Here is a 24,559-nt window from a genome sequence, read left to right as displayed (position 1 = left end):
CCGCCAACCATAAAAATTCGGGAGAGAAGCCATGACCTTCAACCTTGTTCAAACGCCTGAGATCCAACGCCTGCTCGACCGGGTCAGCGGCCTGGCCGAGCCTGGCGGCGATCCGCGCGCCAAACAGATCCTGCGCCGGGTGATCTCGGACCTCTATGACACGATCGACGTCTTCGACGTCTCGCCAGAGGAGTTCTGGGGCCTGTTGGGCTTCTTGCAGAACGGCGCAGCCGAGTTTGGTCTGATCGCGCCGGGGCTCGGCTTCGACCATTTCCTAGATATCCGGATGGACGAGGCCGACAAGGCTGCGGGTCTGGTGGGGGGAACGCCGCGCACCATCGAAGGACCGCTCTATGTGCCGGGCGCGCCGCTCAGCGTGGGCCACGCGCGTTTGGATGACGGTACGGATCAAGGCGAGGTGCTGATCATGCACGGCCAGGTCATGGACCAGCAGGGTGCGCCACTCGTTGGGGCAGTGGTCGACGTGTGGCACGCCAATACCCTGGGGGCCTATTCCTATTTCGCCCCCTCGCAGACTCCTTACAACAATCGTCGGCGCATCGAGACCGACGCCGAGGGGCGCTACAAGTTTCAGAGTATCATGCCGTCGGGCTATGCGGTGCCGCCGCAGGGGACGACGGAGCGGCTGTTGAGCGCCGTCGGTCGACACGGAAATCGCCCCGCACACATCCATTTCTTTGTGTCGGCGCAAGGCCACCGGCATTTGACCACCCAGATCAACATCGCTGGCGATCCCTTCCTCCATGAGGATTTCGCTCAGGCGACACGCGAAGGGTTGATCCCCGACGTGATGAAGCGCGACGAGCCCGAGGCCATCCGAGCGGAAGGTCTCAATACGCCCTATTCGGAGATCGTCTTCGATTTCACGCTGCTTCCCGCAAGTGACAGCTCGGATGCCGAGATGCATGCTCGCCCGCGGGTCGCCGCAGTCGCATGAGCCGCAAAATCTATCCCTCCGCCGCCGCGGCGCTGAAAGGCGTTGTCTTCGACGGCATGACGCTGATGTCTGGCGGCTTTGGCCTGTCGGGCAATCCCGAGAGCCTGATCCCGGCGATCAAGGACACGGGGGTCAAGGGCCTGACGGTGATCAGCAACAACTGCGGGGCCGACGGCTTTGGCCTGTGGCAGCTGCTCAACAGCGGTCAGATCAAGAAGATGATCTCCAGCTATGTCGGCGAGAACAAGCTGTTCGAGCAGCTGTATCTATCGGGCCAGCTGGAACTGGAGTTGAATCCGCAAGGCACTCTGGCCGAGCGCATCCGGGCCGGCGGGGCCGGCATTCCGGCCTTCTACACCAAGACCGGCGTTGGCACGGTGGTGGCCGAGGGCAAGCCGGTCGAGGACTTCGAGGGCGAGGCCTATGTGCGCGAGACCTGGTTGCGCGCCGACGTCGCCATCGTCAAGGCGTGGAAGGCCGATCCCGAGGGCAACCTGATGTTCCGGATGACCGCCCGCAACTTCAACCCGGTGATGGCCACGGCCGGCAAAGTCACCATCGTCGAGGTCGAGGAGATCATCGAGGCCGGCGAATTGGACGCCAACAGCATCCACACGCAGGGCATCTATGTGGATCGCATCATTCTCTCGACAATCAACGAAAAGCGCATCGAGAAACTGACCACCCGTCCTCGTGAAGCGGCTGCGGAGACCGTCTGATGGCCTGGACCCGCGACGAGATGGCGGCCCGCGCCGCCCGTGAGCTGCAGGACGGCTTCTATGTCAATCTGGGCATCGGCATCCCGACCCTGGTGGCCAACCACATTCCCGAGGGCGTCCAGGTCACGCTGCAGTCCGAGAACGGCATGCTGGGCATGGGTCCCTTCCCCTATGAGGGCGAAGCCGACCCGGACCTGATCAACGCCGGCAAGCAGACCATCACCCAACTGCCGACCTCCAGCTTCTTCGACAGCGCCCAGAGCTTCGCGATGATCCGCGGCGGCCATGTCGATCTGACGGTGCTGGGGGCCATGGAGGTGGCCCAGAACGGCGACATCGCCAACTGGACGATCCCCGGCAAGATGGTGAAGGGCATGGGCGGTGCGATGGACCTGGTCGCTGGCGTCAAGCGCGTCATCGTGGTCATGGACCACGCCAACAAGGCCGGAGATAGCAAGGTCCTCAAGCGCTGCGCCCTGCCCCTGACCGGCCAGGCCTGCGTCGATATGGTGATCACCGACCTCTGCGTCTTCGACCTGGATCGCAAGGGTGGCGGTTTGACGCTGATCGAACTGGCGCCCGGCGTCAGTCTCGACGAGGTCAAGGCCAAGACGGAAGCCGACTTCAACGCCGGGGCCTTCGCATGACCGCCGCCTATATCTGCGACGGGATCCGCACCCCGTTCGGGCGCTATGGCGGAGGCCTGGCCAAGGTCCGCGCCGACGACCTGGCCGCCATCCCTATCAAGGGCCTGATGGCCCGCAATCCCGGCCTCGACTGGAGCGCCGTGGATGAAGTGGTGCTGGGTTGCGCCAACCAGGCCGGCGAAGACAATCGTAACGTCGCCCGCATGGCCGCCCTGCTGGCCAGCCTGCCCGACAGCGTCCCGGGCGTCACCGTCAACCGCCTGTGCGCCTCGGGGCTGGAGGCCATCAGCTACGCCGCGCGCGCCGTGCTCTCGGGCCAGGCCGATCTCGTGATCGCCGGCGGCGTCGAGAGCATGAGCCGCGCGCCCTTCGTGATGGGCAAGGCCGACAGCGCCTTCTCGCGCGCCGCCAAGATCGAGGACACCACCATCGGCTGGCGCTTCGTCAATCCGGCGATGCAAAAGGCCTATGGCGTCGACTCCATGCCGGAAACCGCCGAGAACGTCGCCACCGACTTCCAGGTCAGCCGTGCCGATCAGGACGCGTTCGCCCTGCGCAGCCAGCAGCGCGCCGCCGCCGCGATAAAGGCCGGCTTCTTCGAGGGCGAAATCACGCCCGTTGAGATTCCCGGCAAGGCCGGCCCCACGATCGTCGACCGCGACGAGCATCCGCGCGAGACCACGCTGGAAACCCTGGCCAAGCTGAAGCCCGTCGTCCGCGAAGGCGGCACGGTGACGGCCGGCAACGCCTCGGGCGTCAATGACGGCGCGGCCGCCCTGCTGATCGCCTCGGAAGAGGCGGTCAAGCGTCATGGCCTGACCCCGCGCGCCCGCATCCTGTGCTACGCCACGGCCGGCGTCGCTCCACGCGTCATGGGCATCGGTCCGGTCCCCGCCACCCAGCGCCTGATGGCCCGGACGGGCCTGTCGATCGCCGATTTCGACGTGATCGAACTGAACGAAGCCTTCGCCGCCCAGGGGCTGGCCGTTCTGCGCCAGCTGGGTCTGGCCGACGACGGGGCGCACGTGAACCCCAATGGCGGGGCCATTGCGCTGGGCCATCCGCTCGGCGCGTCCGGCGCCCGCCTGGCCCTGACGGCGCTGCGCCAGCTGGAAGCCACCGGCGGTCGGCGCGCGCTCACCACCCTGTGCATCGGCGTCGGCCAAGGCGCCGCGCTCGCGTTGGAGCGGTCGTGACCGAGATCTCGCACATGACGGTGGGCGACGGTTGCCGCATCGCCTATCGCTTCGATGGTCCGGCTGACGGACCGGTACTGATGTTGTCCAATTCCCTAGGGACGACCATGGCGATGTGGACGCCCCAGATGACCGCCTTCACCGAGCGCTTTCGGGTTCTGCGCTATGATAGTCGGGGGCATGGGGCATCGGACGCGCCTACGGGCGCTTATGGCATGGACCGCCTGGGGCGTGACGTTGTGGAATTGCTCGACGGCCTGGATTTGCGGTCGGTGAGGTTCTGCGGGTTGTCCAAGGGCGGTATGGTTGGCCAATGGCTTGCCTGGCGCGAACCTGAACGCGTCAAGCGTCTGATCTTGGCCAATACCTCCGCCTATATGGGGCCGCCGAAGGACTGGGATGCGCGCATCGCTCGGGTGAAGGAGAGCGGCATGTCCGCCCTGGCTGCGCCTGTGATGGCGCGTTGGTTCACCGCCGGCTTTCTAGATCGAGCGCCCGATGCGGCGCGAATTGTGCATGACATGCTCTTGGCGACCCCGGCGCAAGGATACGCCGGATGCTGCGCGGCGATCCGTGACATGGATCAGCGCCCGATGCTGAAACTGATAACGACGCCGACCTTGGTCGTCGCCGGTGCTCATGACCCCGCCACGCCGCCGCAACACGCCGAACTGCTAACGCGTGACATTCCCGGCGCCCAAATGGTGATGCTGCCGACGGCTCACCTTTCTAATGTTGAGGATCCCACCGGATTTTCCGTAACTGTTCTAAATTGGCTTCAGGCGATCGATGGCGGCGAACGCGCCGGCATCGGGCCGTCGGGCGCTGACTGGGACCTCGTGCGTGGGTATATCTAGTAGAGACACAGTCCAGGCTCGATCGCGTCATGCCCTTGGTCTGCGCGGCCCGCGCGCCAGCAAGACCCACTTGGCCATCGCCATCACCGCCCATGTCGCGGGCCGGGGGGGGGGGGGCACGTGGACCACTTCGACCCCGTCGACCCGGTGAACCGCATCAAGGGCGTGACGAAGCTCGCCACACTGACGACGGCATGGACGCGCTATGCTAATGCTTGGGACGGTTAACCAGATCCACGGCGCTTCGTTAGCCAACCGCGACGGTCGATTTGTCGCAGCCTTTCGTGGTCTGTGGACGAGACGGCCGCCAGTGCCTTCGTAGTCGCGACGCTGGAGCATACTGAGGAGTAAAAGTCCCTCGTCGCCCGCGAGAACCGCTAAGCCGACTCAAATCGCCAGCGGCCACTCATAGTTCTCCGCAGCATCCGTATTTGCGCCCCGTTTCGCGGGAGTCGACCGACATTCCCAGAGTTTCCCGCAGGCCTGGGTAGCGGACTCCTCAAGCTCTGGACGGGCCGGGAGTAGATCTGAGAGCCAATGAGCCCGCGCACGATGGACTCTCAGATGACCTCAAATCCGGCGCGCCGCAACTGGATCAGCATGCTTTCCGGGCCGACGAGGTGATAGAGGCCAACAACGACCAGCGTCGGCTTCGGATCGTTCAGCATCGTCTCGAAGCGCGGAACCCAGGCGCGGTTCCGTTCGACCGTGAGTTTGGCATAAAGCTCGGGATAATCGCGACGTTCGTGATCGACAAAATCCGCCGCCGCCGCCTGTCGGCCCGCGAGCCACTCTGTCGATATCCGTTCGGAACCTTCGCGGCCCAGCAACGCGCCATCAACGGCGTAGCAAAGGAACTGTGCTTCCTGTTTCGGGGTCGTGCCGGCGAACCAGGCAAAGACGTCGTCCTTCACCTCGAACTCGCTTGAGACTGGAATCCCAATTTCGGTCGCCCATGCGCTGAGAACGGCGTTGGCCGATTTCCCGGTCAGACCTGCGGCTTTGTAACCCGCGTCCTCGATCGTAGCGCCGATCAGCCACGGCCGCGCGCCAGCTAGATCGCTCATAGATACCGCGCTCAGAGCCATTGCCGTCTTCAAACGGGCCAAATGCTCCGGCGACAGGAGCTCCAGAGGCGAGGGCGACGTCGACATGCCAAACTGCTTGATGAGTTCTCCACCGGGACGCCGGTAGATCTGGTTCGTCTCGGTCCACAGACGGCCGCAACGCTCCAGCAAGGCCACGATCTCAGGCACGCGCCAATCAACAGGGCGGGGCAAGGTTTCGCCTAGAATATAGATGCGCTTGCCGCCCTTCTTGACAGTCCAGAGCGGCGCCTTGGGGGCTGCAAGCACAGATCCTGGAGCTAGAGCAACGCAAGCTGCAGGAAGTCCATAGTTAAGGAAATGGCGTCGCGTGCGCTGGATTTCCGGCAACTGGACATCGATACTTGTTGGGAAGGCAAGTTCGGCCAGCAGCGCACTCGGTTCCTTCATGCCGTCAGTACTCCCGTTCCAGCCCAAGACGACTTTCGCATGCGCCGATCTTCGCATCACCTTAAGTTTAGTTCATGTCGAGGGCGACCGAACGCCGCCATGCCAACGGTGAATCCTGGCTCAGGGCGATCGCTCGCAAAGGCCTTCGGCACGTTGGCTTTCGGCGACGGCGACCGGCTTTGTCGGTAACAGTGTATCCTCCTCATTTCAGGGCGTGTGTTCACCAGGACAGACAATTGCTCGCCGTCGTGATCTGAATGTCTGGATTCGGGGCCAGTGCTTGGGCGAATGTCTGGTTTCAGGCGGCGTCGTCTCCGGTCCCGACCCTAGTCAAACTTTCCCCAGTTTGCGGGCGGGCGCCATGTTGCCGCGCCTTTAGGCCGCGCGTCCCAAGCGCGGGCCTGCTTCAAAGCTGCGTCCAGCACCTGGAGAAGATCATGAGCTTCAAGCCACGAGACGGCCTTGCTAGGAAGCGTCTTTGGCGCACCGAAACCCGATTGTTCCGGCCCTGTCCTTGCCCGGCGCCATCAGCAGCAGCTTGCCGTGCTGGTCGTTGCGATAGGCCTGGGGGAAATACCAGATCGAGCCCTGGGGCTGGTAGCCGCTGCCGCCCCGCAGGATGGCCGCGCGGGTATGGTCGTCTCGGTGTTCGTCGGTCCATTGCCAGACGTTGCCGACCATATCGAGGACGCCGAACGGGCTGGCCCCGGCCGGATGGGCATCGACGGCGTCGGGCGGGACCAGGGCCCGGCCCTTATTCGGCGTCGGGACGGCGTCCGGATTCCAGGCTTCGCCCCACGGATAGGCTCGACCGTCGCCGCCCTGGGCCGCGTACTGCCATTCCCATTCGCGCGGCAGGCGCTTGCCGGCCCACGCGGCGTAGGCCCGCGCATCCTCCAGCGACACCCAGGTCACCGGCTTGTCGGCCCAGCCTTCGGGATAGGTCCCGCCGGTCCAGTCCTTCAGGAAGTTGAAGTCGTCCTTGGGGCGATAGCGCGTGACGTCGAGGAAGACCTTGAACTGGGCGTTGGTCACCGGCGTGCGATCTATGAAGAACCGCTTCATCGCCATCTGGTGATCGTGAAAACGGCGCGGTGCCGTCTCCCAGGGATAGGCGACGTCGACGCCCGCCCCATTGCCGCCCTCCACCGCCAGGCCCCGCACCTGGAAGCGGAAATCGCCGGCCGGGATCTCGACCATGCCGGCCGGCGCGATGGCGGCCGGACGGGTCGGGGCGACCTCGACCATTGTCTGCGGCAGCGGCTTCCACTCGGCCGAATAGCCGGCCAGCGGCTTGGCGGTCATGGCCTTCATCCGGACCATCAGGTCGCGCATGGCCGCGTCTGGCTCGCTGTCGACCGCCAGCACCGCGCCAAAGGCCTTGGCCTCGATCGGGAACGACAGCCAGGCCTGGCCGGTCTCGCGCTCCGGCTTCAGTTCCACGCCGTGATAGAGGTCGAACCAGCGCCGGCCAGGGGCGTCGGCCACCTTCATCTGCCGGCCGTTGACGTCGTATTCGTTACGGTTGACGATGGTCCAGATCTCGGCCCCATCCTTCGGCCAGCGGCTGGCGAACACGCCGAACCGGGTCATCGGATAGAACGGTTCCCAGTCCGGGCTGGTCAGGAACGGCGCCACGCCGCGCTCGATCGTCGCCACCCGGCGCGTCGCCTCGCCGTAACGCGGGGTGATCCCGTTCCAGATACCCCAGATGTTCTCCCAGCTCTCCCAGCCCTCGCCGTTGAAGAAGGCGTACTGCAGGTCGTCGGTCTTGGAGCGTGCCCAGCGGTCGGAGATGTTGACCATGTGGCGCGGCTCAAGCCAGCGATAGCGGTCGACCTTGGGGACGAAGCCGAAGTCGTACTGCCCCCACGACATCACGTTCCAGGCCAGTTGCTCGTCGTGGACCACGCCCTCGGGCTGGAAGGCCAGGACCTTGCCCTGCCGCTCGGCCGCCAGGGAGAAGGCCAGCGGCACGCCGTCCTGGGTGTCGCCATTCATACCGTCGGCGCCGATCTCGATCATCAGCCGGGTCAGGGTCTCGGGCCAGGGCCCGCCGGGATCGCGCGTGCCCTGGTCCCACATCATCATCGGGAACAGCACCTTGATGCCCCGGCGATGGAAGTCGGCGATCATCCCCTTCACGCCCGGGATCCCGCCGGGCAAGGCGTGGATCATGTCGATCTGATTGCGGCTATCCACGCCGAGGTTGGGATAGTCCGGCCACAACAGGACCGCGTCGATGCCGCCGAACCGCGCGATCAGGTCGTCCAGGTAGCGATCGACGGTGTAGCGACCGCTTGCGGGATCATAGAGGTAACGGTCCTCCATCATCGCCTGGGCCTGCATGAAGCTGCGCTGGGTCCAGGCCAGCTCGGGCTTTTCATAGCGGGGCGTACCGAGACCGACCCGCATTCGGCGCTCGGCCCGCCAGCGCGTGACGTCGGCCAGCCAGGCCTGGTGGTCGGCCTCCGTGCAGGGGTTGAACGGCCCCTCCCAAGGCTCGGGATAGGTGAAGCAGCGCGGCCCGACGACCATGTTCTGCTTGAACCAGGGGAAGGTGGAGTACTGGGTGTCCTGCGCAGCCGCGCCGCTGGCGACCGTGAGCGCGACGCCGGTCGCGGCGGCCGCCAACGCGAGCTTCAAAACCGACATCGACCGATCCAACCCCATTTCATTATTCCCGCCGACTGGTGACCTAGCAGCCATCCCAACGGTGGCGACGGCGAAACCGCCATGCCGCGCGGGCGCGCGCGGCATGGACAGTTTCGAGGCAAGAGATTGGATCAACCGACAGCAATCGATCTGCCGAATTTGATCGTGTGCGCAAACCCCGTGTTGGAACGCGCATGGCGTGCGGACCAGATCTCCTTCGACGCGGCCTGTTGGCTGGCCGCGTCAAAGGCCATCTGGTCCGCACGAGCGGCAAGAATGCTCGTCCTGGTCAAGCCTATTGGCGCCGATGTGCGGAAGGATTGCTCCGCATAGCATTGGCCAAAGACCCGCTCGGGCGCGAACCGCCGCCCGCCAGCCGGCTCATGCGTTGAGCGCGGCGACGCCGAACACGACCCACATCGCCAGCAAGACGATGTTGCCGATCATGAACACGGGCGTCCTGACGTAGAGGCGATTGCCGACGAGCTGGCTCGCCGCGTGCCCCCAACGCAAAGCGACATAGGCCCAAGCCAGCGCCGCGATAAGGGGATCGCGAACCGGAACTGCGATCGCTATCGCGACAAGCACGTAGAACAGCACGGGGAATTCAAATTGGTTGGCCAACTGGCGCGTCGGCCGCAGCACCGAAAGGGGCGCGGCCTGGCCATCAAAGTCCTCGTAGAAAGATAACGGGCGCTTGTTATGGACAAGGTCGCCGAGCCGGCTGATCAGGATCGTCAGCGCCGTCAGAAAAGACAAGACCACCAGGCTGAGCACCTGCGGCAGGTACATCTGCGCTGCGGTCACGAGACGGCCTCGGCGACGAGGTTCGAAGCGGGGGCCGGGGCTGCCGCCGTCGTCTCCAGGAACGCGATCATGGCGTCGGTCGCCTTGTCGAAGAAGTCGCCGAAGTAGATCTCGAAGTGTCCTGCATTGAAATGGACGGCCTGGCCGCGCGGGGCGAGCCTTGCGACCTTGGCCATCACTGATGGTGGGCTGATCTCGTCCTTGTCGGTCACGAGCATCAGCAGCTGGGGCTGGATGCGCTTGGCGCGTCTGGTCGGGCGGTAAAATGGAATGCGGAGGATGAACCGCGCGCCGATCAGATTGCGCCAGGGTGAGGGACCGTCGATCATCGCCCGGTAGCCCGTCTCGGCGCCCGGCGCGGTCATGAGAGCGAGCTGACCCGGTTCGCCGGCCAGCTTGATGTAGTAGGGCGCGACGCCAACCAGGGCGCGGACCTGATCGGTCAGGCCGGCGAGCATCCAGCGTAGCGCCAGGAGCAGCGGCGCGTTCACGGCGGCCGCCAGGCCATCGACGACCGCGCACTGGGCGATCACCGCCGCCAAGTCCGGTCGCGCGGAGCCAACAGCCACCGCGTGACCGCCGCCAAAGGATGTTCCGAACAGAACGATCTTGGCGGGATTGATCGCGTCGAGGCCGCGCGCATGGTCGATCGCCGCGTGGATGTCGGTGTGCTGGTCGCCGATGTCGCAGAGGAAACGGGGAGCGCCTTGGCTGGCGCCCCACTTTCGGTAGTCGAAGGCGAGGACCGCATAGCCGGCGCGCGTGAACCGCTCGGCATAGGCGCCGACCCGGACTTGCCTGATCGCGCCGATGCCGTGGGCGAAGACGATGCACGGATGCGGCCCCGGTTCAGCGGGGAGGTAGAGCCACGCCTCGCAGCGCTGCCTGCCGGATGTGAACTGCGTATCGACCCTGATCACTAGCCTCTCCTCAATCCCGCCTTGCCGAACCTGGTTGGCGGGCCGATAATCCGAGCATATGCTCGGGTTCTCAACTCGGGTTTGCCGGAGGGTCTGACAGGATGCGGGAGAAGGCCGCGACACCCCGGAAGCAGCCGATCCAGGCCCGATCCAAACAGACCGTCGCGGCCATACTGCAGGCAACCGCTCAGGTTCTGACGGCCAACGGCTATGATCGCACCACGACCAATCTCGTCGCCGAGAAGGCCGGCGTCAGCATCGGCTCGCTCTACGAGTATTTTCCGAACAAGGAGGCCCTGGTCGCCGCGCTGGCGTCGGCGCATGTCGCGGAACTGATGGCGCGGGTCGATGCGGTGCTCGGCATGCCGAGCGACGAGACGCCCAGGGCTGTTGTCGCGGCCCTGATCCGGGCTGGCCTTGATGCTCACCGGGTCGATCCCGCGCTTCACAAGGTGCTGGTCGAGCAGGTTCCGAGGATCGGAGCGCTGGCCGCGTCGCTGGACATCAGCTCGGTGCTGCAACGGAAGATCGAGACCGACCTGCAACGGCGGAGCCCCGGTCTGCCGCCGGCGCGAGTGCGCATGGTCGCCCTGGTCCTGGAGACCTGCATCGAGGCGCTGACCCATCGCGCCGTCGTCGATGCGCCCGATTGGCTGAAGACCGGCGCGATCGAGCGCGAAGCCCTGCGCCTGCTTGAGCCCTATATCGACCAGGCGCTGATCGTGCGCCCAGCCTGACCACCGGCTTCGGCGACGAGGCGCGCCGTCTCCCCCGCCAAACAGGTCGAACCGGCGCGGCGACGTCCCTAGACTTGGGTCAGCCCGCCGTCGACGCAGAGATCGACACCGGTGATGAAACTGGAATCGTCCGACGCCAGGAAGAGCGCCGCGGTGGCGATCTCTCGGGGGCGGCCAAACCGTCCCAACGGCACCATGGCGGTCATTGCGTCCTTCCATGCCTGGGGCGCGGGCTGGGTGAACGGCGTGTCGATCGGGCCCGGGCTGATCACGTTGACGCGGATGTTGCGATCCTTCAGTTCCATCGCCCAGCCGCGGGCGAACGCTCGGACGGCGGCCTTGCTGGCGCTGTAGACGCTCGCACCGGGCATGCCCTTCAGGTGGGCGATCGAGCTGTTGAGGATGATCGAGCCGCCGTCACGAAACAGCGGCAACGCCTTCTGTACGGCGAAGAGCGGGCCCTTCACGTTCACATTGAACGTGTGGTCGAACACCTCGGGCGTCACGTTGGTGACGAACTCGCCCATGTGACCCGCGCCAGCGCTGTAGAACAGCACGTCGATATGGCCCTTCTCGGCGCGGACCGTCTCGAACAGCCGGTCAAGATCCTCAAGGTTGGCAACATCGCCTTGGACGCCAGTGACGTTCCTGCCGATATCTTGGACGGCGGCGTCGATGGCGTCTTGGCGCCGTCCAGTGATGAACACGTGGGCCCCCTCCTCGACGAACAGCCTTCCCGTCTCCAGAGCCATCCCCGTGGTGCCGCCAAGGATGACCGCGACCTTTCCATTGAGCTTCGACATGTGCTGGCTTCCAACTTTGTGTCGACGCGCCGTCGCGGCGCGCCAGCTTCGCTATCTAAGCTGTACGGACTGATTTCCTATTGGGCATGGATGAATAGCTTGAATTCCGTTTTGGAATGGGTAGGCGCGGGCGCGTATGTGTCAGCATCCAGCGATGAGGCGACTGGAGAGAGGATCTGAATGGACCAGCTAAACAGGATGCGGCTGTTGGTCCGCGTGGTGGAGACCGGCAGCTTCTCACGCGCCGGCAAGGCCGAGGGCGTCGCCCAGTCCACGGTCAGCAAGGAAGTGTCCGCGCTGGAGCGCCGCCTTGGAGCGCAGCTGATCAGGCGCAGCTCGCGCGGGCTGAGCGTCACCGAACAGGGCCAGGACTATTACGACTTCGCCATCGGCATGCTCGCCGACCTCGACGCCACGGAGTCGCGTATCCGGTCGGGCGAGACCGCGCCCAAGGGGCGGATCCGCGTGGCCGCGCCGCAGGTGTTTTCAAGCAAGCTCATCGTTCCTCAGCTGCCGTCCTTACTCGCGCGCTACCCGGAGCTGACGATCGACCTGGAGGTGTCCGAACGCTACGTCAGCCTGGTTGAAGACGGCGTGGATGTGGCGATACGGATCGGGGACTTGGCGGATTCGAGTCTGCTGGCTCGGCAGATCGGCTGCGTCGAAGCCACAGTGGTCGGTTCGCCGACTTACATCGAAAAGTGCGGCGCGCCCAGGACGCCGGCCGATCTGGATCGCCACGCCTGCCTGCCCTTCATGTTCCAGGGAGGCTCGAAGACCTGGAAGTTCCGGGGCGCCAAAGGCGAGATCGTCGTCGCGCCATCGGCCAGCTTGCGCACCAACGACGCCGAAAGCGTTCGCGCCGCGGCGCTCGCCGGCATGGGACTGGCCCAGGGGCCCAGTTGGATGTTCGCGGGCGACGTCGCCGCCGGGGCGCTCGTCGCCGTGCTGGTCGACTACACGCCACGGCTATTTCCGATCCATGCGGTCAGCTCGGAGAGCCGACGCATGACCGGTGCGATCAAGGCGTTCGTCGACTTCGCCGCCGAGTTAATCAAGGACGAGCCGCACTTGCGCGTCAGATGAGGCGTGCATTCCGTCGTCTTGAGGCGAGCAATCGGCGGATGCTGAGCCGCTTCGACCGACGAGCAGACCTAGCCCGCTAAGAGCGAGTAACGCTGTCGATTGTCGAGCGCCCGCAACCGGGTTTGCCAGTGTCGGTCTACTCCCCCATTTCAGGGCGTGTGTTCACCAGGACCGACAGTCAATATGGGCAGCGATCTAGGGCCCACCTACGGCTTTGCGCCAATGCTAACCTTGGCGTCATTCCAAGAATACGACCTTCATATCGACGCCGCGTCGGCGATGATCGCCCCCTTGGCGGACGGATATCCGCCAGCCGCCGCCTCGGCCCAGCTGGTTGGAAACACCAAGTGCGAGCACACACGCAACTAAAGCGTGAAGCTGAGCATTGTTAGCCTTAAGGATGGAGTCCTTCCGTCCGGCAGTCGTCGTTTCGAGCGCAAAAGCGACGTGCCCGTCTCGCCCGGCCGAAGCGATCGGGCCTCACCATGCGCTCCGCCACCAGAGTTGCTCGTCAGAAGATCGCGGAAGACGAGGTCGAGGGGTTCCGAAAAAACCTCGGCCCATTCGTTATCGCTGCGGAAACGACTCGAGCGGCGATGGTGTTCACCAACGCCACCGAAGCCGGCAATCCGATCATCTTTGCCAACGACGCCTTTCTTGCCTTGACCGGCTATGGTCGGGAAGAGGTGCTCGGCAAGCCGTTCGACTTCCTGCTGGCGCGCGGAAACAATCTCGATGCGCTGGCCAAGATTGAGGCGGCGTTCGCCGGGGAGTTCCACGAACAGCTGGAGATCTGCGATCAGCGCCGTGACGGCGGCACGTTTTGGGCTTCGCTGTCGATCAACCCGGTTTGGGACGCCGAGGGCCTAGTCGTACAGCACTTCTCCTCGTTCGTGGACATCACCGGAACCAAGCGAGAAGCCGAACGCCTCCGCTTCCTCCTGGACGAATTGAATCATCGCACCCAGAACACACTAGCCACGGTGCTGGCGATTGCCACCCAAACCCTTCGGTCTCAAGACAGCGCCGTGGTGCAGGCTTTCGAAGGCCGCGTCCTGGCGCTGGCCAAGGCCCACGGCCTGCTTGGGCGGGGTAGTTGGGACGCGGTGCCGCTGCGCGATGTCCTGGAGCGCATCCTGCTGCCGTTTGGGCTGGACGGCGACGCTCCGCCTCGCATTGCGCTGGGGGGCGAGGACGTTCGGCTGCACGCCAAGGCCGCCCTGTCCTTGGCTCTGGTGTTCCATGAACTGGCGGCGAACGCCTGGACCCACGGCGCCTTGTCCGTCGCCAAAGGCCAAGTCGACATCGGCTGGCGCATCGAAACCACGTCGAGCGAGACCAGGCTGCACCTCCGTTGGCAGGAGAGCGGCGGCCCTTTGGTCGCCCCTCCACGCCGCAAAGGCTTCGGCTCGCGCCTGATCGAACGCGGACTGGCGCAGGATCTCGGTGGCGAGGTTCGCGTCACCTACGAAAAAACCGGCCTGATCTGCCAGATCGCCATGCCGTTGAAGCCCCCGGTAGGACCATGAGCCCCGAACTGACCGGCCGCCGCATCCTGCTGGTGGAGGACGAATTACTGATCTCCTGCCTGTTGGAGGATATGCTTGAAGACCTCGGCTGCACCTTGGTCGGGCCAGCGTCACGCGTCGACCAAGCGCTGCGGCTGGTGGCCGCCGAGGCGATCGACGCGGTCATTCTCGACGTTTCGCTCGACGAGCAACTGAGCTATCCCGTCGCCGACGCGCTTGTCGCCCGAGGCATTCCCTTCCTGTTCTCGACAGGCTACGACAGAGACCGCCTGCGGGACGGCTATCGGTCCTTCGCCATGCTGCAAAAACCCTTCCATCCTTCGGAATTGGCCAAGGTCCTGAAGGGGCTGTTCGTCGGAACTCACCGCCTTCCTTCCGCTGCCTGACGAGCCAAGGTGAAGCTAAAGGGCGGGACGCGGTTCTGGCGCGTCGAGACCTGGTTGTCATTGTCGCTGGCGCGCGCTCCGGCGAGCCGCTACGGCTAGGACGCGATCGACAAAGACGACGTCTCTTCATCGTGGTTTGCCGTGCGCTGGACCGACCATGCCCCAAGCGCCGCGCCCGACCGCCCTCGCAGATCCGGCCGTGTTGACGCCAGGCCGCAGCGGGACATTCGCCGGCTTCGGCGGCGATAGCGATCCGTTCGCCGCCGCCGTCCGGGCGACCGGGACGCCGATGATCATCACCAATCCGCGCCTGGCGGACAATCCGCTGGTGTTCGTCAACGACGCCTTCTGTGAGCTCACCTGCTATGACCGTGAAGAGGTCATCGGGCGAAATTGCCGCTTCCTTCAGGGTCCCCAATCCGACCCTGCGGCGGTCGAGGCCATCCGCGCCGCCGTGAAACTGGGGCGGGCGATCGCCATCGACGTGCGCAACCATCGCAAGGACGGTTCGGCCTTCTGGAACCGCCTGCAGATGGCGCCGGTCCACGACGTCGGCGGCGAGCTGAGCTACTTCATCGCCAGCCAGTTCGACGTCACCGCTGAGCTGCAAAGATTGGAAGACCTCGAACGCCACAACGCCGACCTGGCGACCGAGTCGGCGCGGCGGCTGCAGGCTCAGCACGACAGTGAGCAGAGGCTTCGCTTCGCCACGGGAGCCGGCCGCATGGGCCTGTGGGACCTGGACCTGATCTCGGGCGAGTTGACGGCCTCGTCGGTGCTCCGGGAGAATTTCGGGCGACTGGCGTCCGAGGCCTTCGACTTGCCGGTGCTGCTGGACGCCGTCCATGCCGACGACCGCCGGCGTGTACGGGAGGCGTTCAGGAATCCGGACGTCGACGGCGACTTCGCGATCGAGTTCCAGATCGTTCGCCCCGACGCGGCCATCGGCTTCATCCAGATGCGCGCCGACATCACCCGAGGCGTCGATGGCGCGCCTTTGCGCCTAGTCGGCGTCTCCATGGACATCTCCGAACGCCTAAAGGCCAATGAAGAGAAGTCCTTGCTGTTGCGAGAGCTGGCTCACCGCATCAAGAACATGTTTGCGGTCGTTGACGGCGTGATCTCGCTCTCCGCCAGGGCCGACGCGGCCGCCCGGCCCTTCGCCGACGCCCTGCGGACGCGATTGTTCGGCTTGGGCCGCGCCATGGCCTATGTGACGCCGCCTGAGGTGGTGGGCGGCTCGGAGATCGCACCGCAGACCCTGCTGGCCCTCCTGCATGTGCTGCTGGAGCCCTATGGCGATCTGGATACCGCCGACCGGCGGATCACCATCTCGGGCGACGACGTTCGCATAGGCCGCGCCGCCACCACATCGATGGCCCTGATCATCAATGAGCTGGCGACCAATGCGCTGAAGTACGGAGCCCTAGGTCACGCGGGCGGCACGGTCAGGATCGAGATGACCCGGGATGGGGACGACGTTGCCTTGGCTTGGCGCGAGCATGTCCCGACGGCCACGATCGCGACCGAAGGGTCACAGGGGGGCGGTTTTGGCAGCGTCCTGCTGGAGAACGCCATCGTGCGGCAGCTTCGCGGACAATGGTCGCGCGAATGGACCGCCACGGGGCTGAACACCAACCTCCGTTTCTCGCAGGTGCGCCTCGCACGCTGAGAAGCCAGTCGGGCGCCGCAACTCCTTAACCAGGTTGGGCGGAACCTGCGGGTGACACGGGTATTGAGACTATCATGACAAAGCTGGTGAAGCGGACGACGATCCTGGTGGTCGATGACGAGCCGCTCATTCGCGGCGTCGCCGCCGACCATCTCCGGGATGCTGGCTACCTGATTTTCGAGGCCGACGACGGCGCCGAGGCGCTGTCCTTCCTCGATGAGAACCCCGAGATCAGCGTCCTGTTCACCGACATCAACATGCCCGGCATGGACGGCTTCGCCCTGGCCGCCGAGGTCCGAGCGCGCCGGCCGCTGATGCGGGTGGTTCTGACGTCCGGCCGCGAGCGGCCGACCGCCGCGCAGATGCCGGATCGGGGCTATTTCATCGGCAAGCCGTATGCGGAAGGCCAACTTACCGAACTGATGGCCAGGGCCGCAGCCTGATTCGCGGCAAGATCGATCCAGATATCCCCCCAACCGCGAAGTCGCCGGTCGGCGGGGGCGCGCCAGCTTTTCGCCTTCCGTGCGTTAACGGGGGCTTCTGCTTCCCCTCAAAAGCCCTCCGCTGCCGAGTTGCCCGTGCCGGCTTACTCTCGGCATCTCAGGGCGTGTGTCATCGTACTAGTTTGAGCGCGTCAGATCGCTAGCGGCCACCCATAGTTCTCCGCAGCGTCCGTATCTGCGCACCTACGCTATTTTGCGCCAGGGTTTCCCAGACCTACCTCAGAGCCGCCGATTGTACACTCGGGGCCCTGGGCCTGCTTACGCCGCAAGCGCGGCTTGCCCAGGCATGAGGGCGCCCACGACCAACCGGCTCAACATGCGCCCTTCAAGCGGGATGATGGCGTCCACGAACAGGTCCCCCGTGGTGTCCATGGCCGGCGGGGCCTGCAGCAAAGCCGCATCCACCATGAACGTCTCCTGTACGGCGTCGACCAGCAGTCCAACCATATTGCTGCCGAACTGGACGACAACGATCACGTGCCGAGAGGAAGGCTCTGTTCGTCCCAGTCCCAGGCGGTTACGCAAGTCCAGCACGGGCATGACCGCGCCGCGCAGATTGGTGACCCCGCGTATATAGTCCGGCGTCTGCGGCGTGGCCGTGACCGGCGTCCATCCCCGAATTTCCCGCACGACGCTGATGTCGATGCAGAACTCCTGGCCGCCGATTTCGAAAGAGATCAGCTCCAGTTGACCCGGCTGAGCAAGTTCCATCGTCAAAACTCCTCCCAGCTTTCGACTTTGGTCGCGGCGTTCGCGGCGCCGGGGCGAGCCCCCGCAAAGGCTCGGATCCGTTGCTGAGCGGCGTGAACGGGAGCGGGGGCGGGGGAACGGAGCGAAGACGCGGCCGTCACGGCCCCAAACTGGAACTTGCCGATCAGGTCAGTCAGGGCCTGGGTCTCTTCGCGCAAAGAATGCGCGGCGGCCGTGGCTTCCTCGACCATGGCCGCGTTCTGCTGGGTGACCTGATCCATCTGGTTGACGGCGGCATTGACCTCGTTGAGGCCCGTGGCCTGCTCTTGAGACGAGGTGGCGATTTCCGAGATCAGGCCGTCGATCTGGGCGACCCTTTCGACGATGACGCTTAGAGCCTGTCCGGTTTCACCGACCAGCTTGACGCCTCGCCCAACCTGGCTGGTGCTGCTGGCGATCAAGGTCTTGATCTCTTTGGCGGCGTCGGCGCTGCGCTGGGCGAGCGCGCGGACCTCTTGGGCTACGACCGCGAAGCCTCGCCCCGCGTCTCCGGCGCGCGCGGCCTCGACCCCTGCGTTCAGGGCCAAGAGGTTTGTCTGAAAGGCGATTTCGTCGATGACGCCGATGATCTGCGTGATCTGGCTTGAGCTCTGTTCGATCTCGCCCATGGCGGCGACGGCTTCTCGCATGACCTCGCCCGACCGCGCCGCGTCGCCTCGCGCGCCCGAGGCGGCGGCGGAAGCCTGCTTGGCGTTGTCGGCGCTGCGCTTGACCGTGGCGGTGATCTCGTCGAGCGCGGCGGCCGTCTCTTCCAGGCTGGCGGCCTGTTGCTCGGTGCGCTGAGAAAGATCGTTCGAGGAACTGCGGATTTCGTCGGTGCCGGCGCGGATGGTTTCGGCGGTGCGGCCGACGAGCTTCATGGTCCCTTGCAGGGTTTCCAAGGCGCGATTGAAGTCCAGGCGCAGCTTGTCGAGTTCGGGGATGAAGGCCTTGTCGATCCGTTGTTCGAGATCGCCGTGCGCCAGCGCCGTCAGCGCCGCGCCAATTTCCGTCACGGCCTCGACACGCTGGGTGACGTCAGTCGCGAACTTGACGATCTTCACGACCTTGCCGGCACCATCGAGGATCGGGTTGTAGGACCCCTGGATGGTCACGACGCTCCCGTCCTTGGCGATGCGCTTAAATTCGGACGCCTGATATTCGCCGCGCACCAGCCGCGCCCAGAAGTCTTTGTACTCCTGGCTGTCGCGGTAGGCCGCGTCCGTAAACATGCTGTGCTTGCGACCTATGACCTCGGCCAGGCTATAGCCCATGGCTTTGAGGAAGTTGTCGTTGGCGTTGAGGATCGTGCCGTCCACGCCGAACTCGATCATGGCTTGTGAGCGGCTGATTGCGGCGATCTGGGCGGTGAAGTCGAGGTTTTGCAACCGGGCCTTCGCGTCAGCCCACTCGACCACGAAGCCCACGGTCTTGCCGTTCTCACGCAAGGGCGTGACCAGCAGATCGAAGGCCAGACTACCCACACGGATCGTGGCGTCGTGGCGGGTAGTGAGCCGGGCCAGCATGTCGCGCTGGTGCGTTGGGTTCTTGTGGAAGACGTCGATGTTGGCGCCGATCAGCTTGGCGACGCTGAAATTGGGCAGTTCCTTGCGGATATCGGCCTCGGTCGCCTGCAAGAGCTCGCGCACGGCGGGGTTCATGTAGGTGATGTTCAGCTTGGCGTCGGCGATCATCACATTAGCGCGCAGGGCTTCCAGCGCCTGAAGGCGATGCGCGGACTTTTCGCCGCCCATGAGTGCTTTCAACATAGGTTCGATCCGCTCTATTTGTGATGACATCGCAAAGCGCGAAGCTCGCCACACTGACGACGGCATCGACGCGCTATGCTAGTGCTTGGGACGGTTAACCAGATCTTACGGCGTTACCTTAGCCAACCGCGACGGTCGATTTGCCGCAGCGTTTCGCGTGGTCTGTGGACGAGACGGCCGCCAGCGCCCTCGTAATCGCGACGCTGGAGGATACTGACGATTAAAAGTCCCTCGTCGCCCGCGAGAACCGTTAAGCCGACTCAAATCGCCAGCGGCCACTCATAGCTCTCCGAGCATCCGTATTTCCGCACCGTCTCGCGCGGCTCCTCGAGCGTTGCCATAGTTTTTGGCAAGTGCCGAAAGCGGGCCGCGCGTCGAAGGCCGAAAGGGCGTCTGTTCGATGACCCCGACGACGCTCGCCCGAAGGCTTGAGCCCTCCGTACGTCCAGCCCGCGCCGGGCACGGCTACTGTGGGAGAGCTGGCTGGACCCTGAGGTGACACCGAACTAAGCCGACGAACAATGCAACTGTCATCAGCTTCAACTACGCTTGGCGATAAGCGACGCGCCGGTGGCGATTTCCGCCATGGAATGTTATCGCCCGCCAAGGATGATCGTCGCCTGATCCACCCTCGGAGGTCCCGTGAGCAAGACCGGCACATCATTCCTGGTGAACTTCGCCATGGCCTCGGCCTTGCTTTACGCGTTCCGCGCGGTGCTGTGGCCCTTCGCCCTGGCTCTGGTGCTGGCCATCCTGATCATTGCGCTCAGCGAGCGGGTCGTGCGGTTGTTGCCTAGGGCGCGGCGCTGGATGGTGTTCGCTATCACGGCCGTGATCTTGGGCGTGATCATTGTCGCGAGTATGGCAATGGTGATTGAGGGCGCGTCGCGGATCGTCGCCAAGATTCCGGCTATGCTGGCGCGGATAGACCAGTTGCTGGCCCTTATCAGCCTGCCGGGTGGCGGGACGCTGAGCGTGGAAGGCCTGGCCCAGAAGGTCGAGCTTGCTCCGCTGGCGGACCGCTTGCTAGCCAGTGTCCAGGACGCATCGGCGGGCTTAGGTCTGACCCTGATCTTCCTGTTCTTCTTGCTGGTCTCCAAGCCGGCGATCGAGAGGCGCGTCGACCAGATCGTCGGCGCGCGCGGCGGACGGGGCCTGGCTTCGGTGCTGGAGCGCAGCTTCTCGGGCGTCCAAAGCTATATGTATGTTCAGTCGGTCACCGGCTTGATGATCGCGGTCGGGGCGGGCGTGGCGATGGCCGCCGTCGGCCTGGACAACGCTCTGTTCTGGAGCCTGGTGATCTTCCTGTTCTCATACCTGCCGGTGCTGGGCGTGCTGGTGGGCAGCGTCGGGCCGACCCTGTTCGCCCTGCTGCAGTTTCCGAGCCTGACACCAGCGATCGTCGTCTTCGTCGGCATCCAGATCGTCTCGTCGGTCGTCGGCAATCTGGTGTTGCCCAAGATGCAGGCCGACAGCCAGAACATCGACCCGGCCGCCAGTCTGATCGCCGTGGGGATGTGGACGGTGCTGTGGGGCGTGCCTGGCGCGTTCCTCGCCATCCCGCTGACCTTAGCCTTGATGTACGCCTTGGCCCAGTATGACGACCTGCGCTGGCTCGCGGTGCTGATCTCGCACGACGGCGATCCGACCCCAATGGAGCCGGCGGAGTAGGCGACTAACACCGCGCCGACGTCTGCGTCTCCAGTCTGTGAAGGCGAGGGCGCACGCGCAGGACCGATAGAGGTGTTCCCGCGTCTTCAGCGCCCCACGGGCGTCGGCCCAGCAGGCCGAGCGGGCGCAGCAGCGGTATCGCCCGCCACATCGCCTCGAAAGCCGCCGCGCCGGGCCGCGCCCGACAGCAGCTGGCTGTCCTCGCGCGCGTGGAAGCGGGCCTGGAGTTCGGTCAGCCAGGATGTCTTCGACAGCCTGGGCGGCCATCACCTTCTGATCCAGCTGGGTCCGGCTGATCGGCCAGGCCGAAACCGTGACGCACGTTGGCCAGAGCCGCGTGTTGGTGGCGCGTACCCGAATTATCCTGCATCTGGCCGCTCAATCATGCTCGACCAGTTGCGGGGCGCCGACGCCAGGGCATAGCCGGCTGGAGGCCGGCGTCGATCAGCCGGGCAAGGCGGTGCTCGCCGCAGCCCCGCTCAGCCCGGTGCTTTCTATCGGCGTCGAGGCTGCGCGGTCCGGCGATAGCGATGATTGGAACGAGCTATCCGCCGCGGGGCAAGCCAGCCGATCAGCGATGTCGGGCAACAGGCGGTCGTGCGGAGCTTTGCCTTGACGCCGACCCTGACCATTCGAGCCGGCAGCGCTGCTGCGGGTGCTGCTATCGCGCGATCTGGTCTCTGATCCCTATGATGTGGAGGCGCGCCCATGAACAAGCCCAAGCCTGGGTCCGATCGAGGACGAAACCCCCGTGAAGGTCACGGTCGACCTCCCTGCGGCCGTGCGTCGCGATCTCGTCGATTATGGCAAGCAGCTCGCAGTCGAGACTGGCTCGAAGGTCGCCGAACCGGGCAAGCTGTGCATACCAGCACGAGGACCTGGCGGCGCTGGCCGCGCGAACGCTGGCAAAGGCGAGCGCCAACTCCAGACGCTCGCAGCTGAGGGCCTATCGCCCTGGTCGCGTGGGCCAACAGCAAACCACCCAGATCAGATTTGGGTCTGGTGACGAAGCAGATGGCGAATGGCGTCCCCGTCCTGATCCAGGCGAGGAGCCGATCGAGCTGAAGCTTGGCGCTCGCCATCCATAACGATCGGGCATGCTAGGCCTGGCGTCGGGCCGTGAGGGCCTGTTGGACGAAGCGCCATGCCCCTAGCGCGCACCTGAGGGTCTTCAAAAACCGCATCTAGCGTGTTGATGGAGCCGGCCGGAATGCTTGCTTCCTCAAGGCGTGCGAAGAGGAGGTCACGGGGCCAGAGCCTGATCATACCCGACAGGAGATGGACGAGTTCTTCACGATTGGCCACGCGAGCGGCGTTCGCACTGTAGCGTTCGTCGTGCGCCAGACCTTCCACCCCCAAGATAGCGCAGAGTTTCGCGAACTGGTGGTCGCTCCCCACGGCGATAATCAAGTCGCCGTCGAGGGAGGCGAAAGCCTGGTAGGGCACCAGATTGGGATGGCCATTGCCCAGCCTTTTGGGAGCGCGGCCGGTCGCCATGAAATTGAGCGCTTGATTGGCCAGCACGCCGACTTGGCAATCGAGCAAAGCCATGTCGATGTGCGTGCCACTGCCGGTCGCCTGTCTTTGGTGGAGCGCGGCGAGCACGGCGACCGTCGAATAGAGACCCGTGAAGATATCAGCATAGGCCACGCCGGCCTTTTGCGGCGCCCCATCGGGCTCACCGGTGAGCGACATCGCCCCGCCCATGGCTTGGATGATGAAATCATAGCCGGCGCGCTCGGCGTAAGGCCCCGTTTGCCCGAAACCGGTTATCGAACAGGTGATGATCCTTGGATTGACTTGGCTCAAGGCGGCGTGGTCGAGACCATACTTGGCCAGCCCGCCCACCTTGTAGTTTTCCAAAACTACATCCGAAGACGCGGCCAAAGCGCGAACTTCGGCCTGACCTTCTGCGGTTGTGATGTCGATCGCGATGGACCGCTTGCCGCGGTTGCATGCATGGAAATAGGCTGCGTCGAGAAATGCGCCGTCTTCGCCCTGCAAGAATGGAGGACCCCAGTGCCGGGTGTCATCGCCGGCATGCGGGCGCTCGACTTTGATCACGTCCGCGCCGAGATCGGCCATCAGCTGACCGGCCCAGGGGCCGGCCAGGATCCGCGCCAGTTCCAATACGCGGACGCCGGCGAGAGGCTGATTGCTCACCGCTAAAACGCCGCAAGACCGGTGATCGCGCGGCCCAGAATAAGCCCGTGAATGTCGTGCGTGCCCTCGTAGGTATTGACGGTCTCGAGATTGGCGGCATGACGCATGACATGAAATTCCGCCGAGATGCCGTTGCCTCCATGCATGTCGCGCGCCTGGCGCGCGATCGCGAGCGCCTTTCCGCAATTGTTGCGTTTGATCAATGAAATCAGGTCTGGCTTCAGAAGGTCTTGGTCGATCAAACGTCCCACTTGCAGCGCGGCCTGCAGGCCAAGGCCGATCTCGGTCACCATGTCAGCGAGCTTGAGCTGGATGAGCTGCTTGGAAGCCAAGGGAGCGCCAAACTGTTGGCGCTCCAACGTGTAGCTCCGGGCAGACGCCAGGCATGCCTCGGCGGCCCCCAAGACGCCCCAAGCGATGCCGTAGCGAGCTCGGTTAAGGCATCCAAACGGCCCCTTCAGGCCCGAGACATTGGGTAGGAGGGCGTCGTCAGGCACTTCAACCCCGTCCAGAACGATCTCTCCAGTGATCGAGGCGCGCAGCGAGAGCTTTGCCTTGATGGCCGGCGTCGAAAATCCTTTCGTGCCACGCTCGACTATGAATCCGCGGATGGCGCCGTCGTGGGCGTCGGACTTGGCCCAGACGATGGCGATATCGGCGATGGGGGAGTTGGTGATCCACATCTTGGACCCGTCCAAGCGATATCCGTCGTCGATCTTCCTTGCACGCGTTCGCATACCGCCGGGGTCTGATCCGGCGTCAGGTTCAGTCAGACCAAAGCAGCCAATCAGCTCGCCCAACGCGAGCTTCGGCAAATATTTTTGTTTCTGGGCTTGCGAACCATAGGCATGGATCGGGTGCATGACGAGCGAAGACTGCACGGACATGGCTGAGCGATAGCCAGAGTCTACCCGCTCCACCTCTCTCGCGATCAGGCCATAGTCGACGTAGCCCATACCGGCCCCGCCATACTCCGCCGGGATCGTGGCGCCCAACAGGCCAAGCTCACCCATCTCTTCCATGATTTCACGATCGAACCGCTCGGTGAGATAGGCATCGGTCACACGGGGCGCGAGCTTTTCCTGCGCATAGGCATGGGCCGTCTCGCGCACGAGGCGCTCGTCGCCGGTCAGCAGAGTGTCGAGCGCAAACGGGTCGGCCCAGTCTAGGGCATGGATGGCGTCGTGGGTCATGGACCGGGTTTTAGTGATTCAAGCCTGTCGTGCTTGGTATGCGCCCGCCATTTTGTTGACCCC

At 64.7% G+C, this 24,559-nt stretch carries 22 protein-coding genes; 13 read left to right on the top strand and 9 right to left on the bottom strand.

The features are described 5' to 3' along the window. Positions 1-31: 31 nt before the first annotated feature. The 5 genes from catA to pcaD are packed head-to-tail and all read left to right on the top strand — an operon-like array spanning position 32 to position 4,377. A complete protein-coding gene (catA, locus tag ACW175_RS14855) occupies positions 32-958 on the top strand; it encodes a catechol 1,2-dioxygenase (protein ID WP_492100820.1) in 927 nt (308 codons plus the stop codon). After that, on the top strand, positions 955-1,677 hold the full coding sequence (locus ACW175_RS14850) for a CoA transferase subunit A (protein ID WP_492100819.1): 723 nt from the start codon (positions 955-957) through the stop codon (positions 1,675-1,677). Before catA ends, ACW175_RS14850 begins: the two co-directional genes overlap by 4 nt. Next, positions 1,677-2,324, top strand: coding sequence for a CoA transferase subunit B (locus ACW175_RS14845; protein ID WP_492100818.1), 648 nt, complete (start codon positions 1,677-1,679; stop codon positions 2,322-2,324). Before ACW175_RS14850 ends, ACW175_RS14845 begins: the two co-directional genes overlap by 1 nt. Further along, positions 2,321-3,520 carry a 3-oxoadipyl-CoA thiolase gene (gene pcaF, locus ACW175_RS14840; RefSeq protein ID WP_492100817.1) on the top strand — a complete coding sequence of 400 codons (1,200 nt, stop codon included), beginning with the start codon at positions 2,321-2,323 and terminating at the stop codon, positions 3,518-3,520. The genes ACW175_RS14845 and pcaF overlap by 4 nt, the downstream gene beginning before the upstream one ends. Then, the gene (gene pcaD / locus ACW175_RS14835; protein WP_492100816.1) at positions 3,517-4,377 is read left to right on the top strand and encodes a 3-oxoadipate enol-lactonase; all 861 of its coding nucleotides are present in this window, start codon (positions 3,517-3,519) and stop codon (positions 4,375-4,377) included. The genes pcaF and pcaD overlap by 4 nt, the downstream gene beginning before the upstream one ends. 560 nt (positions 4,378-4,937) lie before the next feature. Here the strand turns inward: pcaD and ACW175_RS14830 are convergent. From ACW175_RS14830 to ACW175_RS14815, 4 genes are all read right to left on the bottom strand, one after another. After that, positions 4,938-5,873: a TraB/GumN family protein gene (locus tag ACW175_RS14830; RefSeq protein WP_492100815.1), complete on the bottom strand. Its 936-nt coding sequence runs from the start codon at positions 5,871-5,873 to the stop codon at positions 4,938-4,940. Positions 5,874-6,338: 465 nt separating this feature from the next. Further along, positions 6,339-8,528: a formylglycine-generating enzyme family protein gene (locus tag ACW175_RS14825; protein ID WP_492100814.1), complete on the bottom strand. Its 2,190-nt coding sequence runs from the start codon at positions 8,526-8,528 to the stop codon at positions 6,339-6,341. A 381-nt stretch (positions 8,529-8,909) separates the two neighbouring features. Next, positions 8,910-9,335 (bottom strand): MAPEG family protein, encoded by a 426-nt coding sequence (locus ACW175_RS14820; RefSeq protein ID WP_492100813.1) that lies wholly within the window; start codon positions 9,333-9,335, stop codon positions 8,910-8,912. Continuing rightward, the gene (locus ACW175_RS14815) at positions 9,332-10,255 is read right to left on the bottom strand and encodes an alpha/beta hydrolase (protein ID WP_492100812.1); all 924 of its coding nucleotides are present in this window, start codon (positions 10,253-10,255) and stop codon (positions 9,332-9,334) included. Before ACW175_RS14815 ends, ACW175_RS14820 begins: the two co-directional genes overlap by 4 nt. A 101-nt stretch (positions 10,256-10,356) precedes the next feature. On the opposite strand from ACW175_RS14815, the gene ACW175_RS14810 reads away from it, so the two are divergent. Beyond that, positions 10,357-10,992 (top strand): TetR/AcrR family transcriptional regulator, encoded by a 636-nt coding sequence (locus ACW175_RS14810; RefSeq protein WP_492100811.1) that lies wholly within the window; start codon positions 10,357-10,359, stop codon positions 10,990-10,992. Positions 10,993-11,060: 68 nt separating this feature from the next. Here ACW175_RS14810 and ACW175_RS14805 read toward each other — a convergent pair whose 3' ends face one another. Continuing rightward, a complete protein-coding gene (locus tag ACW175_RS14805; protein ID WP_492100810.1) occupies positions 11,061-11,795 on the bottom strand; it encodes an SDR family NAD(P)-dependent oxidoreductase in 735 nt (244 codons plus the stop codon). 180 nt (positions 11,796-11,975) lie between these two features. On the opposite strand from ACW175_RS14805, the gene ACW175_RS14800 reads away from it, so the two are divergent. The 5 genes from ACW175_RS14800 to ACW175_RS14780 all read left to right on the top strand — a co-directional run bounded on the left by ACW175_RS14800 (position 11,976) and on the right by ACW175_RS14780 (position 16,911). Beyond that, positions 11,976-12,881 (top strand): LysR family transcriptional regulator, encoded by a 906-nt coding sequence (locus ACW175_RS14800; RefSeq protein WP_492100809.1) that lies wholly within the window; start codon positions 11,976-11,978, stop codon positions 12,879-12,881. Positions 12,882-13,366: 485 nt separating this feature from the next. Next, entirely contained in the window at positions 13,367-14,410 is a 1,044-nt protein-coding gene (locus ACW175_RS14795; protein WP_492100808.1) for an HWE histidine kinase domain-containing protein, read from the top strand. Next, complete coding sequence (locus ACW175_RS14790; RefSeq protein ID WP_492100807.1) at positions 14,407-14,796, top strand: response regulator; 390 nt, start codon at positions 14,407-14,409, stop codon at positions 14,794-14,796. Before ACW175_RS14795 ends, ACW175_RS14790 begins: the two co-directional genes overlap by 4 nt. 157 nt (positions 14,797-14,953) lie before the next feature. After that, positions 14,954-16,468 (top strand): PAS domain-containing protein, encoded by a 1,515-nt coding sequence (locus ACW175_RS14785; protein WP_492100806.1) that lies wholly within the window; start codon positions 14,954-14,956, stop codon positions 16,466-16,468. Between the two features lie 74 nt (positions 16,469-16,542). Next, a complete protein-coding gene (locus ACW175_RS14780; protein ID WP_492100805.1) occupies positions 16,543-16,911 on the top strand; it encodes a response regulator in 369 nt (122 codons plus the stop codon). 318 nt (positions 16,912-17,229) lie between these two features. On the opposite strand, the gene ACW175_RS14775 is transcribed toward ACW175_RS14780, so the two are convergent. Both ACW175_RS14775 and ACW175_RS14770 read right to left on the bottom strand, forming a co-directional pair. Continuing rightward, complete coding sequence (locus tag ACW175_RS14775) at positions 17,230-17,682, bottom strand: chemotaxis protein CheW (RefSeq protein ID WP_492100804.1); 453 nt, start codon at positions 17,680-17,682, stop codon at positions 17,230-17,232. A 2-nt stretch (positions 17,683-17,684) separates the two neighbouring features. Beyond that, positions 17,685-19,469, bottom strand: a complete 1,785-nt coding sequence (locus ACW175_RS14770; RefSeq protein ID WP_492100803.1) for a methyl-accepting chemotaxis protein — start codon at positions 19,467-19,469, stop codon at positions 17,685-17,687. A gap of 642 nt (positions 19,470-20,111) precedes the next feature. Here ACW175_RS14770 and ACW175_RS14765 point away from each other — a divergent pair. Both ACW175_RS14765 and ACW175_RS14760 read left to right on the top strand, forming a co-directional pair. Next, entirely contained in the window at positions 20,112-21,140 is a 1,029-nt protein-coding gene (locus ACW175_RS14765; protein ID WP_492100802.1) for an AI-2E family transporter, read from the top strand. A 724-nt stretch (positions 21,141-21,864) separates the two neighbouring features. Beyond that, a complete protein-coding gene (locus tag ACW175_RS14760) occupies positions 21,865-22,146 on the top strand; it encodes a DUF2274 domain-containing protein (protein ID WP_492104972.1) in 282 nt (93 codons plus the stop codon). Here the strand turns inward: ACW175_RS14760 and ACW175_RS14755 are convergent. Further along, complete coding sequence (locus tag ACW175_RS14755; RefSeq protein WP_492100801.1) at positions 22,128-23,303, bottom strand: CaiB/BaiF CoA transferase family protein; 1,176 nt, start codon at positions 23,301-23,303, stop codon at positions 22,128-22,130. The genes ACW175_RS14760 and ACW175_RS14755 overlap by 19 nt on opposite strands. Positions 23,304-23,305: 2 nt before the next feature. Next, a complete protein-coding gene (locus ACW175_RS14750) occupies positions 23,306-24,496 on the bottom strand; it encodes an acyl-CoA dehydrogenase (RefSeq protein WP_492100800.1) in 1,191 nt (396 codons plus the stop codon). Positions 24,497-24,559: the final 63 nt, after the last annotated feature.

The organism is Caulobacter sp. FV1ye6ST (assembly GCF_058681225.1).
This window is presented reverse-complemented; position numbering and strand designations above follow the sequence as displayed.

Excerpts from the sequence above, each read along its gene's own strand:
- catA (WP_492100820.1), top strand. The coding sequence starts at position 32 with ATGACCTTCAACCTTGTTCAAACGCCTGAGATCCAACGCCTGCTCGAC.
- ACW175_RS14850 (WP_492100819.1), top strand. The coding sequence starts at position 955 with ATGAGCCGCAAAATCTATCCCTCCGCCGCCGCGGCGCTGAAAGGCGTT.
- ACW175_RS14845 (WP_492100818.1), top strand. The coding sequence starts at position 1,677 with ATGGCCTGGACCCGCGACGAGATGGCGGCCCGCGCCGCCCGTGAGCTG.
- pcaF (WP_492100817.1), top strand. The coding sequence starts at position 2,321 with ATGACCGCCGCCTATATCTGCGACGGGATCCGCACCCCGTTCGGGCGC.
- ACW175_RS14830 (WP_492100815.1), bottom strand. The coding sequence starts at position 5,873 with ATGAAGGAACCGAGTGCGCTGCTGGCCGAACTTGCCTTCCCAACAAGT.
- ACW175_RS14825 (WP_492100814.1), bottom strand. The coding sequence starts at position 8,528 with ATGTCGGTTTTGAAGCTCGCGTTGGCGGCCGCCGCGACCGGCGTCGCG.
- ACW175_RS14810 (WP_492100811.1), top strand. The coding sequence starts at position 10,357 with ATGCGGGAGAAGGCCGCGACACCCCGGAAGCAGCCGATCCAGGCCCGA.
- ACW175_RS14805 (WP_492100810.1), bottom strand. The coding sequence starts at position 11,795 with ATGTCGAAGCTCAATGGAAAGGTCGCGGTCATCCTTGGCGGCACCACG.
- ACW175_RS14800 (WP_492100809.1), top strand. The coding sequence starts at position 11,976 with ATGGACCAGCTAAACAGGATGCGGCTGTTGGTCCGCGTGGTGGAGACC.
- ACW175_RS14795 (WP_492100808.1), top strand. The coding sequence starts at position 13,367 with ATGCGCTCCGCCACCAGAGTTGCTCGTCAGAAGATCGCGGAAGACGAG.
- ACW175_RS14790 (WP_492100807.1), top strand. The coding sequence starts at position 14,407 with ATGAGCCCCGAACTGACCGGCCGCCGCATCCTGCTGGTGGAGGACGAA.
- ACW175_RS14785 (WP_492100806.1), top strand. The coding sequence starts at position 14,954 with ATGCCCCAAGCGCCGCGCCCGACCGCCCTCGCAGATCCGGCCGTGTTG.
- ACW175_RS14780 (WP_492100805.1), top strand. The coding sequence starts at position 16,543 with ATGACAAAGCTGGTGAAGCGGACGACGATCCTGGTGGTCGATGACGAG.
- ACW175_RS14775 (WP_492100804.1), bottom strand. The coding sequence starts at position 17,682 with ATGGAACTTGCTCAGCCGGGTCAACTGGAGCTGATCTCTTTCGAAATC.
- ACW175_RS14770 (WP_492100803.1), bottom strand. The coding sequence starts at position 19,469 with ATGTTGAAAGCACTCATGGGCGGCGAAAAGTCCGCGCATCGCCTTCAG.
- ACW175_RS14750 (WP_492100800.1), bottom strand. The coding sequence starts at position 24,496 with ATGACCCACGACGCCATCCATGCCCTAGACTGGGCCGACCCGTTTGCG.